Annotated in this window: 11 protein-coding genes; 8 read left to right on the forward strand and 3 right to left on the reverse strand. The window is 58.7% G+C overall.

The window, feature by feature from the left end:
* The first annotated feature begins 30 nt into the window (after nucleotides 1-30).
* The 3 genes from PQR53_RS30525 (at nucleotide 31) to PQR53_RS30535 (ending at nucleotide 4,773) form a co-directional block, all read left to right on the forward strand.
* Nucleotides 31-1,653 (forward strand): gamma-glutamyltransferase family protein, encoded by a 1,623-nt coding sequence (locus PQR53_RS30525; RefSeq protein ID WP_408462536.1) that lies wholly within the window; start codon nucleotides 31-33, stop codon nucleotides 1,651-1,653.
* Between the two features lie 125 nt (nucleotides 1,654-1,778).
* Entirely contained in the window at nucleotides 1,779-3,275 is a 1,497-nt protein-coding gene (locus PQR53_RS30530) for an ABC transporter substrate-binding protein (protein WP_408462539.1), read from the forward strand.
* A gap of 313 nt (nucleotides 3,276-3,588) precedes the next feature.
* Entirely contained in the window at nucleotides 3,589-4,773 is a 1,185-nt protein-coding gene (locus PQR53_RS30535; RefSeq protein ID WP_408462542.1) for a porin, read from the forward strand.
* A gap of 52 nt (nucleotides 4,774-4,825) precedes the next feature.
* On the opposite strand, the gene PQR53_RS30540 is transcribed toward PQR53_RS30535, so the two are convergent.
* A complete protein-coding gene (locus PQR53_RS30540) occupies nucleotides 4,826-5,842 on the reverse strand; it encodes a LysR substrate-binding domain-containing protein (protein WP_408462545.1) in 1,017 nt (338 codons plus the stop codon).
* Between the two features lie 213 nt (nucleotides 5,843-6,055).
* Nucleotides 6,056-7,168 (reverse strand): M20/M25/M40 family metallo-hydrolase, encoded by a 1,113-nt coding sequence (locus tag PQR53_RS30545; RefSeq protein WP_408462548.1) that lies wholly within the window; start codon nucleotides 7,166-7,168, stop codon nucleotides 6,056-6,058.
* 419 nt (nucleotides 7,169-7,587) lie between these two features.
* Here PQR53_RS30545 and PQR53_RS30550 point away from each other — a divergent pair, with 419 nt between their 5' ends.
* From PQR53_RS30550 to PQR53_RS30560, 3 genes are all read left to right on the forward strand, one after another.
* Nucleotides 7,588-8,496, forward strand: a complete 909-nt coding sequence (locus tag PQR53_RS30550) for a LysR family transcriptional regulator (RefSeq protein ID WP_408462551.1) — start codon at nucleotides 7,588-7,590, stop codon at nucleotides 8,494-8,496.
* Between the two features lie 160 nt (nucleotides 8,497-8,656).
* Nucleotides 8,657-9,286, forward strand: coding sequence for a helix-turn-helix transcriptional regulator (locus PQR53_RS30555; RefSeq protein ID WP_408462554.1), 630 nt, complete (start codon nucleotides 8,657-8,659; stop codon nucleotides 9,284-9,286).
* Nucleotides 9,276-10,247, forward strand: coding sequence for an ornithine cyclodeaminase family protein (locus PQR53_RS30560; protein ID WP_408462557.1), 972 nt, complete (start codon nucleotides 9,276-9,278; stop codon nucleotides 10,245-10,247). The genes PQR53_RS30555 and PQR53_RS30560 overlap by 11 nt, the downstream gene beginning before the upstream one ends.
* A 77-nt stretch (nucleotides 10,248-10,324) precedes the next feature.
* Here the strand turns inward: PQR53_RS30560 and PQR53_RS30565 are convergent, their stop codons facing one another.
* Nucleotides 10,325-11,224, reverse strand: coding sequence for a LysR family transcriptional regulator (locus PQR53_RS30565; protein WP_408462560.1), 900 nt, complete (start codon nucleotides 11,222-11,224; stop codon nucleotides 10,325-10,327).
* A gap of 213 nt (nucleotides 11,225-11,437) precedes the next feature.
* Between PQR53_RS30565 and PQR53_RS30570 the strand changes: the two genes are divergently transcribed.
* Both PQR53_RS30570 and PQR53_RS30575 read left to right on the forward strand, forming a co-directional pair.
* A complete protein-coding gene (locus PQR53_RS30570; protein WP_408462563.1) occupies nucleotides 11,438-12,994 on the forward strand; it encodes a M81 family metallopeptidase in 1,557 nt (518 codons plus the stop codon).
* Nucleotides 12,991-14,160 carry a DSD1 family PLP-dependent enzyme gene (locus PQR53_RS30575; protein WP_408462565.1) on the forward strand — a complete coding sequence of 390 codons (1,170 nt, stop codon included), beginning with the start codon at nucleotides 12,991-12,993 and terminating at the stop codon, nucleotides 14,158-14,160. Before PQR53_RS30570 ends, PQR53_RS30575 begins: the two co-directional genes overlap by 4 nt.
* The last annotated feature ends 306 nt before the right edge of the window (nucleotides 14,161-14,466 follow it).

Here is a 14,466-nt window from a genome sequence, read left to right on the forward strand (position 1 = left end):
CGTTGCCAATTCATCATCAAGTGAACCTCGATGCAATTTGACTGGAGCAATCCCTACCCGTCCACTGCCAAGCCGTTCTTCGCGCGCAACGCCGTAGCGACGTCGCACCCGCTCGCAGCACAGGCCGGATTGCAGATGCTGCTCGCCGGCGGTAACGCAGTCGACGCGGCGCTAGCCACTGCCGCGATGCTGACAGTCGTGGAACCCGTATCGTGCGGTTTTGGTGGAGATGCCTACGCGATAGTGTGGGACGGACACGCATTGCATGGACTGAACGCGACAGGCGTGGCTCCGCGCGCGTGGTCGCTCGATTTTTTCCGAGCCCGCTACGGCACTGACGCCAAGGGACTCGCTCAGCAACCCATGCGCGGGTGGGATTCCGTCACCGTGCCTGGCGTCGTATCCGCGTGGGCGGAAATGCATCGACGCTTCGGCACTCTGCCGCTTGCCGATATCCTCGAACCCGCTGCCGTGATCGCCGAGCGCGGGCATTTGATTGCGCCAGCCGTCGCGCGCAAATGGACTGAGTTGGCACCCGTGCTGGAACAGCAACCCGGCTTCGCGCAAACCTTCATGCCGCACGGGCGCGCGCCGCATATGGGCGAGAAATTCCAGTCGCCCGACCATGCCTATACGTTGCGGTTGCTCGGCCGTGAAGGTGCGGCAGTGTTCTACGAAGGGGAACTGGCCGAACGCATGGTGGCCTTCGCTCGCGAGACTGGGGGCGCTCTTGATCTGACCGATTTGCGCGAGCATCGAGCCGAATGGGTCGATACCATCAGCCGCGATTACCGCGGCTATACGGTGCATGAACTACCGCCCAACGGCCAGGGCATTGCAGCGCTGATCGCGCTGGGCATTCTCGAGCGCTTCGACTTGCGAGCATGGCCTGTCGATTCGGCACAGTCACAGCACTTGCAGATAGAAGCAATGAAGCTCGCGTTTTCCGACGTGTACGAGCTTGTCGGAGACCCGCGCTGTATGACGGTCTCGCCGGCCGAAATGCTTGACGACGCGTATCTCGATGCGCGTGCCGCGTTAATCGACCCGCACCGTGCGGGCTCTCCGGCGCCCGGCCTGCCGAAGCCAGGTGGCACGACGCAAATCAGTACCGCGGACGAACGCGGCATGATGGTCTCGCTGATTCAGTCGAACTACCGCGGTTTCGGTTCCGGCGTGGTGGTCCCCGGCACCGGCATCAGTTTCCAGAACCGCGGCGCGGGCTTCTCAATGGATCCCAAGTCGGTCAACGTGGTGCGGGCGAGCAAGCGGCCGTTCCATACCATCATGCCCGGTTTCCTGATGCGCGACGGCAATCCAGTGATGAGCTTCGGCGTGGTGGGTGCAGAGGTGCAGCCGCAGGCCCACGTGCAAACCCTCGTACGGATGCTCGACTACGGGCAACAGCCGCAGGCTGCGTGCGACGCACCACGCTGGAAGCTCAATCGAGATTTCACGCTCGACGTCGAAAGTGCGGTCAATCCCGGCGTGTTGAGGGATCTGCAGGAGATGGGGCACACGTTGAAGCCGCACGGAGACCAGCGCGTGGATTTCGGCTCGGGCCAATTCATCTCGCGGCTCTCGAACAATCCGGATCATGGGTACGTGGTGGCAACCGATGGTCGGCGCGATGGCCGCGCGGTGGGATATTGAAATGCGGATTTGATCATGCCAGATCGATCAGGAATCCCACCTGATCGGTCACGCATGCATGGTCCCGAGGTATCAGGCTGGACGGCAGCTCGTCAATCAATGTAGAGCGAATAGAGGATAGGATCATGCGGAAGGTAGCAGTTGCAGGAATCTTAATGCTGGGAGCTGGTACAGCGATGGCGCAAACCCTGCGCATCGGGCTCGAGGACGATATCGGCACGATCGACCCGCACCGCAGTCTGCAAATGGTGGACCGGATGGTATTTGCATCGATGTGCGATTCGCTGATTTCCATCACGCCGGACCTGAAGTTGACGCCTAAGCTGGCCACTTCCTGGACGGTCAGTTCTGACGGAAAAACCGTTACGCTGAAGTTGCGCAAGAATGTTTCATTCCAGGACGGAGAGCCATTTAACGCCGCCGCAGTGAAGTCCAATTTCGACCGCGAATTGACGTCCCCTGTCAGTGCCCGCAAATTGGAACTGGCATCGGTAGACCACGTGAGCGTGATTGACGAGTCTACGGTTCAGCTCTCTCTGAACCATCCGGACGCTGCGCTGCTAAGTATGCTGTCGGATCGGGCGGGAATGATGCTCGCGCCGAAAATCCTGTCCAACGACGACGAGATCTCACGACACCCGATTTGTGTCGGCCCTTATCAGTTTTCTCAACGAGTACAGAACTACCGCATCGTACTCAACAAGTCGCCTACCTACTGGGATGCCGCGGCGTATCCGATCCAGCAGGTGATCTACATGCCGGTTCCGGACGGAACAGTACGGCTTGCCGACCTGCGCTCGGGTTCGATCGATATCGCCGAACGTATCGGCACATCCGACGTCGATTCCGTGAAGCGCGATGCGAGCCTGCGCTTCGTCATGTCGAACGGTCTCGGCTTCATGGGCATGACCTACAACCTTAATAATGGACCGTCGGCAGTCGGCCCATGGCGCGATGCCCGCGTGCGCGAGGCGCTCAGCCTTTCTCTGGACCGCGGCGTGATCAACCAGGTAGTCGGTGCCGGCATGTTCGCACCGGCTGTGCAGGCTATTCCGCCGACAAACCCCTATTACGACAAGGCGCTGACAATTCCGCCACGCGATGTCGCGCGAGCACGCGCTCTGTTGACTGCGGCCGGCTACCCGAACGGTGTCGATATCCAGCTGTTACTGGGCAATAACACCTCGGCCATGCAACTTGCGCAAGTGATTCAGGCGATGGCGGCCGAAGCCAACATACGCCTGAAACTGATTCCCGCCGATTTTTCAGCGGCTCAAGCGGCCGCGATCGGTGGCAAGTTCCAGGTGATCTTGCGGCCGTGGTCGGGACGCATCGACCCTGACGGCAATCTGCTGCCGTTCGTGTCGTGCAAAGGTGCCATGAACTATGGCCACTTCTGCGACCCGCAGGTCGACTCCCTGTTAGTGCAGGCGCGCAGCGCTTCGGGCCCGGCGGAACGCAAGTCGCTATATGACCAGGTGTTCCAGCTCATCGCCAGGGAACAGCCGATCACTTACCTCTATTTCCCGCCTTTGCCGTTCGCCTTAAGCAACAAGGTCGGAGGGTTTGTCGCCTATCCAGATGGGTTGATTCGTCTGCGTGGCATGACGCTCAAATCGTAACTGCCCATGCGCTAGAACCTGAGATCAGGCGCGAGCGGAAAAGCATCCGGTCAAGAAGGTGCGCGCCCCTCTGCGGGGCGCCGGCGAGCGCTGACCGAACCGTACTGGCGCAGCATCATAAGACGAGCGCTTTAGCGCCGCAATAAGGGCGGGGTTCGACAAGAGCGGCCAGAGTCTACTGTGTCGTCCGCAGGCGCAATGTACCCATACATTGCGCAGGGATAGGCTCGTCCATTCGAATAATTTAGGACTATTTATTTGCATATCGGCATTAGCAAGCGCAATACAGGAAAATCTCAACCGGAGAAACATAATGAAAAAGAAGATGTGGATGGCCGCCATTTCGGCCGCGGGGGTGGTCTCGGCAGTACCGGGGCTCGCGCATGCCCAAAGCAGTGTAACGTTGTACGGCATCATCGACACCGGCATCAACTATGTCTCGAACGCTGGGGGACAGCACCAGTACGCAATGAGTAGCGGTTACAACAGCGGCAGCCGCTTCGGCTTTCGCGGTACCGAAGACCTCGGTGATGGTCTCAAGACCGTGTTCGACCTCGAAAACGGCTTTGACAACACAACCGGCAAGGCATCGCAGGGGGGCTTGCTGTTCGGCCGCCAGGCGTATGTTGGTTTGTCGTCGCGCACCGCAGGTACCGTGACGCTCGGGCGGCAGTACGACCTCGTGGTGGACGAGGTGGGACGCTTCGCCTTTGCCGCGCTAGGTGGCGGCAGCTCATCCGCGCATTCGGGCGACATTGACAATCTGCACAATACGTACCGGATCAATAACGCCGTCAAGTACGTGACGCCGACGATCGGCGGCTTCCGTTTCGGTGCACTGTATGGGCTTGGCGGAGTCAGCGGCGACGCGTCGCGCAACCAGGTTATATCAGCCGGCATGCACTACGTGTACGGGGCGTTTGCGGCAGGGGCCGGCTACGTGAACGCCCGCAACCCCAATATCAGCTTCTTCGGAACGAGCTCGCAAACCACGTTGACCGCCGCGACGACAAACGCGACCTCGCCGGCCTTCAGTGGCTTCCTGTCGGCGCATACGTATCAGGACATTGCGGCGGGTGCCAGCTATCGCTTCGGTAAAGCGACAATCGCCGGCACGTATTCGAATATCGCGTTCAAAGGGGTTGGGGATACGACCTCGGGGCCGAATCCGTCCCACTATTCCGGTACTGCCGTGTTCAACGATGCCGAGGTCAGCGTTCAATACGACATAGAGCGCGCGATCAGGGTCGGGATGGCGTACGACTACCTGAAAGGCAACGGCATCGATTCAAACCCTGGCGCTATCTACAACCAGGTGGCGGCGAGTGCCGCATATTATTTCTCAAAGCGCACTTCGGTGTACCTGGTCGGCGTCTATCAGCACGCATCGGGCACCGACTCTCGCGGTAAGGCCGCGGTCGCGGCCATGAACCAGCAAACGGCGTCCACGTCCGCTAGCCAGTCTCTGGTGCGAATAGGATTACGAACGGTGTTCTAATGCCACCTGTACGGCACGGCCCGCCGTCCTGTTAAGGAGGGCACCGTGTCGGCTATGTGTCAAAGGCGTCCACGGCGCCGACGGCAGTGCTTCTTGCCGCGGGCATGGTCAGGCGCTCGCGGAGCGCCTGCATGAGATAGGGGCGCATCACGTCGGTGCGCGCGAGGATGCCCACCTCGCGCGGGGTGCTCGGGACTGGCAGCGCAATGATGCGCAGCAGGGGATCGTTTTGCCACGTCGCATTGCGCAGCAGTGGCACGATGGCTACGCCGATATCCTGGCGCACTAGTTCGATGATGGTCTCGAGCGAATCCAACTCCACGAGTTCGTTGACGGCAATGCCCTGGCGCTGCACCGCAAGCTCTATCAACATGCCTGTGCGCTGGCTGCGATCGAAGGACAGGAACGGACGGTCGCGTAACAGCCCGGCCGCACTGCCCGCCCGGGCTGTACGTGTTTCGCGGTGAGCTACCAACACAAGCGGTTCCTCATACAAGGTGCGCCAATCGAACGGCTTTGGCAGGCTTTCCTGCAACCGCACGATAACGGCCGCGTTGATCTCGCGCGCATTGAGACGCGCGCGCAACTCCAACGATTTGCCAGTCACCAGACGCAGGTCCAGGCGCGGGTGAGCCGTCTTCAATTCGGTAATCTGCGTGGCGAGCGCTCCCATCGCCGAAACCACCGAACCGAGCGTCACCGATCCGACCAGCATCTCGTCTTCCTCCCAGGCGTCGCTCAGACCATCGTAAAGGGCGACGATCTGTTCGATGCGCGGCAGCAGAGCCAGCGCATTGCGGCTAAGTGCGGCAGTACGCCCCTGACGGTCGAACAGCGGGATGTTGAGCTGCTGCTCGAGGGATCGCATTTGCATGCCGACAGCTGCCTGGGTGACTGACACGTGTTCAGCCGCGGCAGCAAACGAGCCGTACTGCGCGATCGCAATAAACGTCTTGAGAAATCGGATGGAGCTCATTGGGAGAAAGCCCATGTGCCGCGCCAATTGACGCGGCAGATTTGAATCCGGCGCCGCGAAGCCGCCAAGAATAAAGATAAGCTTTGAATACACCGAAAATAATTCGATACATTTAACGGATTGTTTTTCGTCAATATTTTCTTGTCAATAGCGGACCTTTGCGAATGAGAGTCTGCACGTGCTTGAATGCGCTCAACGCCGCTCGACGGAGCAACTATTGTCCACGGAAATGGATGGATATTTTTTATTTCCGTGGGGAAGACCCGCCTGGGACAAGCAGATTAGAAATTAATGGCGCACTGCAAATTAAACCAGATTGAGTGCGAGATTTCTAAACGTTTCGATCGAGCTATAAAATTGTTCTTCGTCGATGTATTCTGTCGGCATGTGAGCACATGAGATATGGCCGGGCCCATAAATCAGGCAGGGCGCAAGCTTGGAATACTCCGAAGCCTCGGTGCCCAGCCCGGAGACGGATGCACAACACCCCAGGATCCGTTCGGCGGCCTTCACAAGGTAATGCCCTTCAGCAAGCTCGGGAGGCGGCGCCTCCATCTTGATCGTCAACTCGACGCCATGCGCGTTTGCCGAATCGCGAATTTCCTTCATTACAAATTCCGGATCGAAAGATTTCGAGTATCGAAATTTAACGAGGCAGGTAGCCAAGCCGACCGTCGTATTGGGAAATGCACCGTAGTTATCGATCACGAAATTCAAATCGCAAAATGGAGGCTCATACTGCTTGTCATGCAGCGTGACATCCTGACGAAGACGTAAATGCAGTTCTCTCAGATCGCTCAAGAACGGGACAAGAGAGATATTTGCGTTCTTGCCTTTCCCCGTCGACGAGTGCGCCTGGATTCCTTTTGCGTGCGCTATGAATTGGATATCCACGCGATGACCGCGCACCAGCCCGAGATCGGTCGGCTCTGCTACGACAAAGCACTTCGGTGGCCTTAGTCGATTGAGTATTTCACTTCGTGCCACGACTTCACGGACGCCTTGCTTGCCTGCTTCCTCGTCGGCGGTAAACACCAGAATAGGCTGTGCCACGGGATCAAGGCTCTTCGCCGCGGTGATGAAGGCCGCAATGGGACCTTTCATGTCAGTTGTGCCCAAACCGTAGATACGTCCACCTTCCATAACGAGTTCAAAAGGATTTCGAGTCCAACCAGTATCTGGAACGGTGTCCAGATGACCGGCAAATGCAACGGTGGGGGTGCTGGCCGGATTATAGGCGATGATATTTGTCTTTTTTACCTCGCGATTGTCGAAATAATCTATGAATTCCAATTCCCAACCCGCTAGTTCGTTTGCAATTAAATTCGCAATTTGAATGTTTGAAACAAAACTTCTTGAATCGATTGACACCATATCTTTCAACAATTTCAAGGCTGAATCAAATTGCGATGTCTGCATAGCGGCGTTCGGATAAAAATGACAGGAAGCGCCAATATGTTTTTACAAAAAGATCGGGTCAAGGCGAATTATTGGATGCGACTGTTCTAATTTTTGAGCGCTATCGCGTCGATCAATGACTGGATGCGGCGCCTGTGGCTGGTTTCTCGGGCCGAGCACCTGAGGTTGAACAAGGAACCGCGTACCGCGATGCTCGGAGGACCGCAATCCTCCTCCTTACTGCGTCAGGAGATAGTCTCGGCAGGTTCTTGCTCCATTGGTGCTATCGTTGCGTCTGACCTTGGCCGCGCTCTGGAAAGCTATGCATGCAGAGCTGTTTCGTGCCCAATCGAATGCATCGCGCGAGTCTCGGGACGTGCCATACGCGCCAAGGCGCCCCCTCACAATCGCGAAACCCAGGCTAGCTGATTACGCCAATCATGTTGAATTCTGCTTATCGATATTTTTACGCGGTCGCTCTGGAAGGTTCAATTCGGCGAGCCGCGGAACGTGTCCACATTTCCGCTTCAGCGCTTAGCCGCCAGGTCAGACTGCTAGAAAGCGAGTTTGGACAGGCCCTGATAGAGCACCAGGGCCGACAAATTGTGCTAACCGCCGCGGGAACCATATTGCGTGAGCATATTCGTCAGCTCATGTTGCAAGACGCTGCGGTAAAGGATGCCATCCGCACTTCGAACGGCTTGCAATTCGGACATGTAAAAGTGGCATCAGGAAATGGATATGTTTCAGACCTGGCCGATGTTGTAATACCGGAATTTTTAGAATGTCATCCTCAAATGACGTACGGTATCGACATAGGCAACGGTGACGCGGTATTAAGGATGGTAATTGATGAAGTGGTGGATATTGGAATAACCATGAATCCACCGCAGCATCACCTTATCAAGGTTGTTCATTCCGCTCCGGCGCCGCTCCTGGTTGTTCTTCCACTAGGACATGCCTTGTCGGAAGCCGAATCGGTGAGCTTGGACGAACTTCAGCAATTTGCGATTGGCCTTCTGCCATCTCAACATCGTATCCGACAGAGCATAAAAGTAGTCGAGGATGCGGTCGGGGTTAAGTTGCAGCCGGTGATTGAAAGTAACTCTTACGAAATATTGAAATCGCTGGTTAAAAAGAGGCTGGCGATAACCATCTTGCCTGAATTTGCAATTAAATCCAGTGGTTGGGAATCCATATTCAAGTTGATTCCCTTGCAGCATGAGCGGTTGGCGCAAACAACATCGGGCATCATCGCTCGGCAGGGACGAGCAATTCCGGAATCGGTGATGGAGTTTGTAGATCTTGTCATCGCTCGTCATAGCGCGTTTTCCGGCAACCCGTCATAAGGCATCCGTTTATACGGGAGTACGACTTGCGAAGCATGACGGTGCCACGCGACCAGCGCGACCGCGTGGATCTACGACCGGCGCGAGAGCCGGCCGGAGGACTCGCCGACCGTCAAGGTCGCGTGTTGACGACGTGTCTAATGTTGGATATATTGTGTAAATGTCAAATCAAACGAAAGAACAGCAAGTGCTGGTCGCACAACTGAAGCAAGTCGCGCTCGGCTTGGGCGAGACGTTTGCGCCGTTTTGCGAAGTAGTTGTGCATGACCTACTGGACGCCGAGCACGCCATCGCGGCGATTCACAACAATTTGTCGGGTCGCGAAGTAGGCGATCCTGCCACGGAACTTGGATTGGCGCGCATCGGTGATGCGAAGTACCCGCAAGTGATCGCCAATTACTCAAATCGTTTTGCCGACGGTCGACAGGCAAAAAGCACGTCAATCGGAATCAAGGACTCGAAGGGGCAGTACGTTGCCGCTTTGTGCATCAATATCGATCTCACGCTTTTTGGTGCTTTGCAGAACGTACTGGGGCAGTTCGCGCGCACGGACGATTCTGCCGGTACGAATGAAAAGCTCGACCCTCCTGGGGCGGAAGGAATAAGAATGCGGATAGACCAATTTGCCGCGCGGCTGGCGACGACACCCAGAGCATTGAAGACAGAGGAAAGGCGGCTTTTGATGCGGGAGCTCCGGGAGTCGGGCAGCATGGATGTGCGTCGGTCTATGGAGGTCGTTGCGCTACATTTGGGCGTATCACGAGCGACGGTGTACAACGATGCCAAGTGACGCTCAATTGTTGCTCCTCGACAAGAATCAAGTCGAGTCATTGCTGTTGCCCGATGATGTGATGCAAGCGGTGCGCGAGGCGTTTGTTCTGCATAGCCAGCGCGAGGGCCGTGTGTTTCCCGTGGTCAGGGAACCGTTGGTAACCGGCGGCATATTCGGTATCAAATCAGGCGATGTTCAGGTGCAAGGGCTGCTGGGTTTCAAGGCGGCGGGGTTCTGGCCCACCAATCGTGGACTGAATGGTGAGCCTCACCAGGCAACCATCATGTTGATCGATCCAGCTACCGGTCGACCTCTGTGCATCATCGACGGCAATGCGGTGACCACCATGCGCACGGGTGCGGCTGGCGGGCTTGGCCTCCTGCACCTTGCACGCGCGGACAGTACTCGAGTGTGTGTCTTCGGTTCGGGCGTGCAAGCGCGCGTGCAACTGACCTTTGCTCTGCAACTCATGCCATCGCTTGTTCGTGTTCGCTACCTGACTGCGACTGGCCACCGTGACCCCGCGTTCGAAGCGCATTTCGCGGAGCGCTGCGACATCTCGCACGCGAATGACGGTGATCTTGCTGTTAGTGAAAGCGATATCGTAATCACGGCTACCCCAGGCGCCGGCGCGCTGTTCGATTTGCACTCGGTTCAACCGGGCACGCACCTTAATTGTGTAGGCGCCGACACCAAAGGAAAACGTGAGCTTCCCGAGGGCCTGTTAGGGCGGGTTCGTCTATTCGTCGATGATCAAGTCCAGGCGCGCCAGATCGGTGAAACGCAATGGGCAGCCGACAACCCGTGCACGGAACTGGGTGATCTACTGACAGGAAAGGCACAGGTGAACCGCCGCGAAGACGACATTACAGTGTTCGACATGACAGGCCTGGCACTTCAGGACCTGACCGTGGCGCGCATGCTGTGTGAACGTGCCCGTGAAAGCGGCGTGGGAACCTCGCTAGCCTGGCCTTGGTAGTCGGGTGGGTCAGCCTGTCACAGCGCCACATGTGGCGCTCGGCGGACGCCGGCCGATTCGGCGGCGATGAACAGTAGCTAACGCAGTTGCGATAACGACGAGTGCAGATGGTCAAGAAAGCGCGCAGCGCGCAATGAGCGTCCATGTCGCGAGCTAATCAGCGCGACGATATCGGCATCCGGCAATTGCCACCCGTCGAGCAGTGGGACGAGTCGACCCGCACGGACATGTTCGGCGACGTCCCACTCGGAACGCGCAATGATCCCGAGGCCGGCAAGTGCCCAATCGCGCACGGTGCCGCCGTCGTTGCTCGTCAGGAACGGCTCGATCCTGACATTCGCCGGTGTGCCGTGGTGCTTCGGCATAAAGCGCCACATCGTCACATCTTCGTCGTTCTCGCGTAGCGCAATGCAGTCGTGCAGACGCAGATCGTCCGGGTGCCGTGGTTCGCCGCGCTGCGCGAGATAGCGCGGTGCCGCGCACAGGATGCGCCGGTTCGGTACAAGCCGCCGGCTGACCAGCGTCGAATCGCGTAGCTCGCCGATATGGACCATCAGGTCCCACATGTCGTCCGAAATTTGCGCGGGTCGATCGGACAGCATCAAGCTTGCGGTCACTTCCGGATAGAGGCAGCGGAATTGCGCGACGGCGGGGGCGACATAGCGCTGCCCGAAGCCAAGCGGTGCAATCACCCGAAGATGTCCCGCGACCGTGCCACGTCGCGACGCCAGCGTGTCCGATAGATTGCCGATGTCATCGCAGATCCTGCGCGCGTGGACCGCCAGCAGTTCACCCTCGTCAGTCAGCACCATGTGCCGCCCCGAACGGTCGATCAACCGCATTCCCAACCGCTTTTCCAGAGAACGCAGTCGTTGTGTCACAGCGGGCGGCGTCACGTCGAGCTTGCGCGCGGCGTCCGCGAGCGAGGCGGACGTCATGACCGTGATGAAAAAATGCAGGTCTTCAGTCGAGATCATTAAATTGCAGGTTAACGAAGCAATAAGGTGATGTTAACCCGCAGAACTATTTGGTGACCAATACTCTTTTCACCGCGCGCGAACTCAAGTGCCAGTGTTCGTGTACACCCACACTACGCCGCCATGCTGTCGATGGTAACTTACCTTCAATGACCCGCCGAGAATGTCAGCGTCCGATGCCGGCCGACGACGCCGGCCGATAAGGAGTGTTTAATGAAAAGCCCGCGTATTGCCATTCTTGGCTTCGCGATCGAGTCGAACCGGTTTGCGCCGGTTTCCACGCGCGCCGATTTCGTATCGCGTGCGTATCTGCAAGACGCCGCGCTTCTGGTTGATGCGAAAAGCGCGGCACCCGTGATGACGCCGGAAATCCCGGCGTTCGTCCGAACAATGGATGCGACCCGGACATGGACGCCGGTCCCGATCCTGTTTGCCAACGCGGAATCTGGCGGACCTGTCGAGCACGCATTCTTCGCCGATACGCTGCGTGAATTCGAGCAGCGGTTGCGAGCGGCGTTGCCGCTTGACGCCGTCTACATCTGTGAGCACGGCGCAGCCATCACGACAGAAGAAGACGATCCCGACGGCGTGGTTTTCACGCTCGTACGCAGCATCGTTGGGCCAGCGGTGCCGATCGTTGCCACCGTCGACCTGCATGCAAACATTTCGGACCGAATGGTCGACGCGGTCGATGCGCTTGTATCGTACCGTCGCAATCCTCACACGGATATGGCCGAGCGAGGTGCCGACGCGGCACGAATCATGATCGAACTCCTGGACGGTATGCGCACGTCCGTTGCGCATGTGCGAATGCCCGTCTGTTCACCGCCGACGCAGTTGCTGACAGCGCCCGGCACAGGGCCATATGCAGAAATGATCCGCCGCGCTGAAGCGCTCGATGATCCGCGCATCGTGAACGTCTCGATTGCAGGCGGATTCGCATTTGCTGATACGCCGAAGAATGGGCTAACGGTACTTGTCACCACGCGAGGCGATGCGCAGCTCGCGGCCCAGATCGCGCACGACCTTGCGTCATACGCGTGGCAAGAGCGTGCCGCGTTTACGCCGCGGCTGACGCCCCTCGACGACGCGGTGCACCTCGCGAAAGCAACCGGCGACGATGCATCGCGCGCCCCGGTGCTACTTGCCGACGTCGCCGACAATCCTGGCGGCGGCGGCCGCGGCAACACGCCGTTCATTCTGAAGGCACTCTACGAACAGGACGTACACGGTGCGATCCTCGGTGTCATCACAGATCCGGATCTCGTGGCGGACGCCTATGTGGTCGGCACCGGCGAAACGTTCCAGGCGCGCTTCAACCGCACCGAAACCACCGTCTATTCGGAGTCGTTCAACGTGCCGGCGCGCGTGTTGCAGCTGCATGCCGGCAAAGGTGTCGGCCGGCGGGGACAGTTGGCCGGCTGCAGCTTTGACCTTGGACCGTCGGTTGCGCTGCAAATCGGAGGCGTAACGGTCATCGTCATCAGCAAACGGCACCAGTGCCACGAGCCGATGTTCTTCGAAATGTTTGGTATTGATATCGCCAGCGCGCGCGTTGTGGCGTTGAAGTCGCGTGGCCATTTCAGGGCTGCATTCGACGAATTCTTTCCTGATGAACAAATCGTCAGCGTCGACGCGCCGGGCCTGACTTCGCCCATTCTCGCGCGCTTCGCCTTCAAGAAATTGCCGAGGCCCGTCGTACCCCTGGACGACATTGCAAATTGGAGCCCGACAGTCCGTGCCGTTCAGCCCCGGAGTGACGCGCGATGAGTGAATTGGGCAATGAAAGCGCCGGCCGCCAGTCGCTGGATGAACTGGACACACCCTGTCTGTTGCTGGATGAAGCACGGATGACGCGCAACATTGAGCGGCTGCGCACGCACCTCGGCGCATTGGGCGTGCAGCTTCGGCCGCATCTGAAGACGCCAAAATCGATCGAGGTCGCACTACGCACGATGGGCAGCGCAGCGGGCCCCGCGGCAGTCTCGACGCTCAAGGAGGCCGAACAGTTCGCCGATGCGGGCGTGCGCGACATTCTGTACGCGGTCGGCATCGCGCCGAACAAGCTCGATCGCGTCGCCGCGCTCAGGCGCCGCGGGGTCGACCTGTCGATCGTCGTGGATAACGTCGAGGCCGCGCGGGCGGTGGCGGCAAAGGCGCGCGAGACCGGCGACAAGATTCCGACGCTAATCGAAATAGACAGTGATGGCCACCGCGCCGGCGTCGCGCCGCAACGTCCTGACGATCTCGTCGCGATCGGCCGTGTGTTGAACGAAGGCGGTGCTCAGCTGCGCGGCGTCCTCACGCATGCGGGCGAGTCCTACAGTTGCAAAAGCCTCGACGAAATAGCGGCGATGGCTGAACGCGAACGCGCGGCGGCGGTGACGTGTGCGCAGACATTGCGTGCTGCGGGGCTGCCGGCTCCGGTCGTCAGCGTCGGCTCGACGCCGACAGCACACTTTGCACGCGACCTGACCGGCGTGACGGAAGTGCGCGCAGGCGTATTCGTGTTCTTCGATCTCGTCATGGCCGGCCTCGGCGTGTGCGCTACCGACGACCTCGCGCTCAGCGTGCTTGCGACCGTTATCGGTCATCAGCGCGACAAGGGCTGGATACTCGTCGACGCGGGCTGGATGGCAATGTCGCGCGATCGGGGTACTGCCCGGCAGCGCATCGACCAGGGGTACGGCATTGTTTGCGATGTCGATTCGCAGATATATCCGGATCTGATCATGGTCGAGGCCAACCAGGAGCAGGGAATTCTTGCACTACGGCCGGGCAGCGGGGCCGATCTGCCCGATCTGCCGGTCGGCACTCAGGTGCGGATATTGCCGAATCACGCGTGCGCAACCGGCGCACAACATGACGCATATCAGGTCGTACGCCCTGGTTCGCGCGACGTGCTCGCGCGCTGGCAACGATTCAGCGGGTGGTAGACGGAAAGGACCGGTACTGAACGGGGCATGGAAGGTGCCGCGTTCAGTCCGTGTGCTCAGTCGGCACTGACTTCTTCGCACCACGCGTCATCGAAGAGTTGCGGTTCGAGCACAGCGACCGGTCGGCTGCACCCCGAAGGAAGGTCCCTTTCGGGGATGAATGCATTTGATAAACGCAGCCAGAAAGCGATGGCATGACGCAGCGGTTCGAGTTTTCCATTGCGTTGCCTTAGTCGACGGCTCGACCGAAGTAATCGTCCAAGAAAGTTTATTGACAGATTGACGAAAAAAATAAGAATAGATAAT

Source organism: Paraburkholderia fungorum, from assembly GCF_046027605.1.
GTDB classification, from domain to species: Bacteria; Pseudomonadota; Gammaproteobacteria; order Burkholderiales; family Burkholderiaceae; genus Paraburkholderia; species Paraburkholderia fungorum_F.

What these genes read in the sequence shown, in the direction of transcription:
- PQR53_RS30525 (WP_408462536.1), top strand. Translation starts at nt 31, where the DNA reads ATGCAATTTGACTGGAGCAATCCCTACCCGTCCACTGCCAAGCCGTTC.
- PQR53_RS30530 (WP_408462539.1), top strand. Translation starts at nt 1,779, where the DNA reads ATGCGGAAGGTAGCAGTTGCAGGAATCTTAATGCTGGGAGCTGGTACA.
- PQR53_RS30535 (WP_408462542.1), top strand. Translation starts at nt 3,589, where the DNA reads ATGAAAAAGAAGATGTGGATGGCCGCCATTTCGGCCGCGGGGGTGGTC.
- PQR53_RS30545 (WP_408462548.1), bottom strand. Translation starts at nt 7,168, where the DNA reads ATGCAGACATCGCAATTTGATTCAGCCTTGAAATTGTTGAAAGATATG.
- PQR53_RS30550 (WP_408462551.1), top strand. Translation starts at nt 7,588, where the DNA reads ATGTTGAATTCTGCTTATCGATATTTTTACGCGGTCGCTCTGGAAGGT.
- PQR53_RS30555 (WP_408462554.1), top strand. Translation starts at nt 8,657, where the DNA reads ATGTCAAATCAAACGAAAGAACAGCAAGTGCTGGTCGCACAACTGAAG.
- PQR53_RS30560 (WP_408462557.1), top strand. Translation starts at nt 9,276, where the DNA reads ATGCCAAGTGACGCTCAATTGTTGCTCCTCGACAAGAATCAAGTCGAG.
- PQR53_RS30565 (WP_408462560.1), bottom strand. Translation starts at nt 11,224, where the DNA reads ATGATCTCGACTGAAGACCTGCATTTTTTCATCACGGTCATGACGTCC.
- PQR53_RS30570 (WP_408462563.1), top strand. Translation starts at nt 11,438, where the DNA reads ATGAAAAGCCCGCGTATTGCCATTCTTGGCTTCGCGATCGAGTCGAAC.
- PQR53_RS30575 (WP_408462565.1), top strand. Translation starts at nt 12,991, where the DNA reads ATGAGTGAATTGGGCAATGAAAGCGCCGGCCGCCAGTCGCTGGATGAA.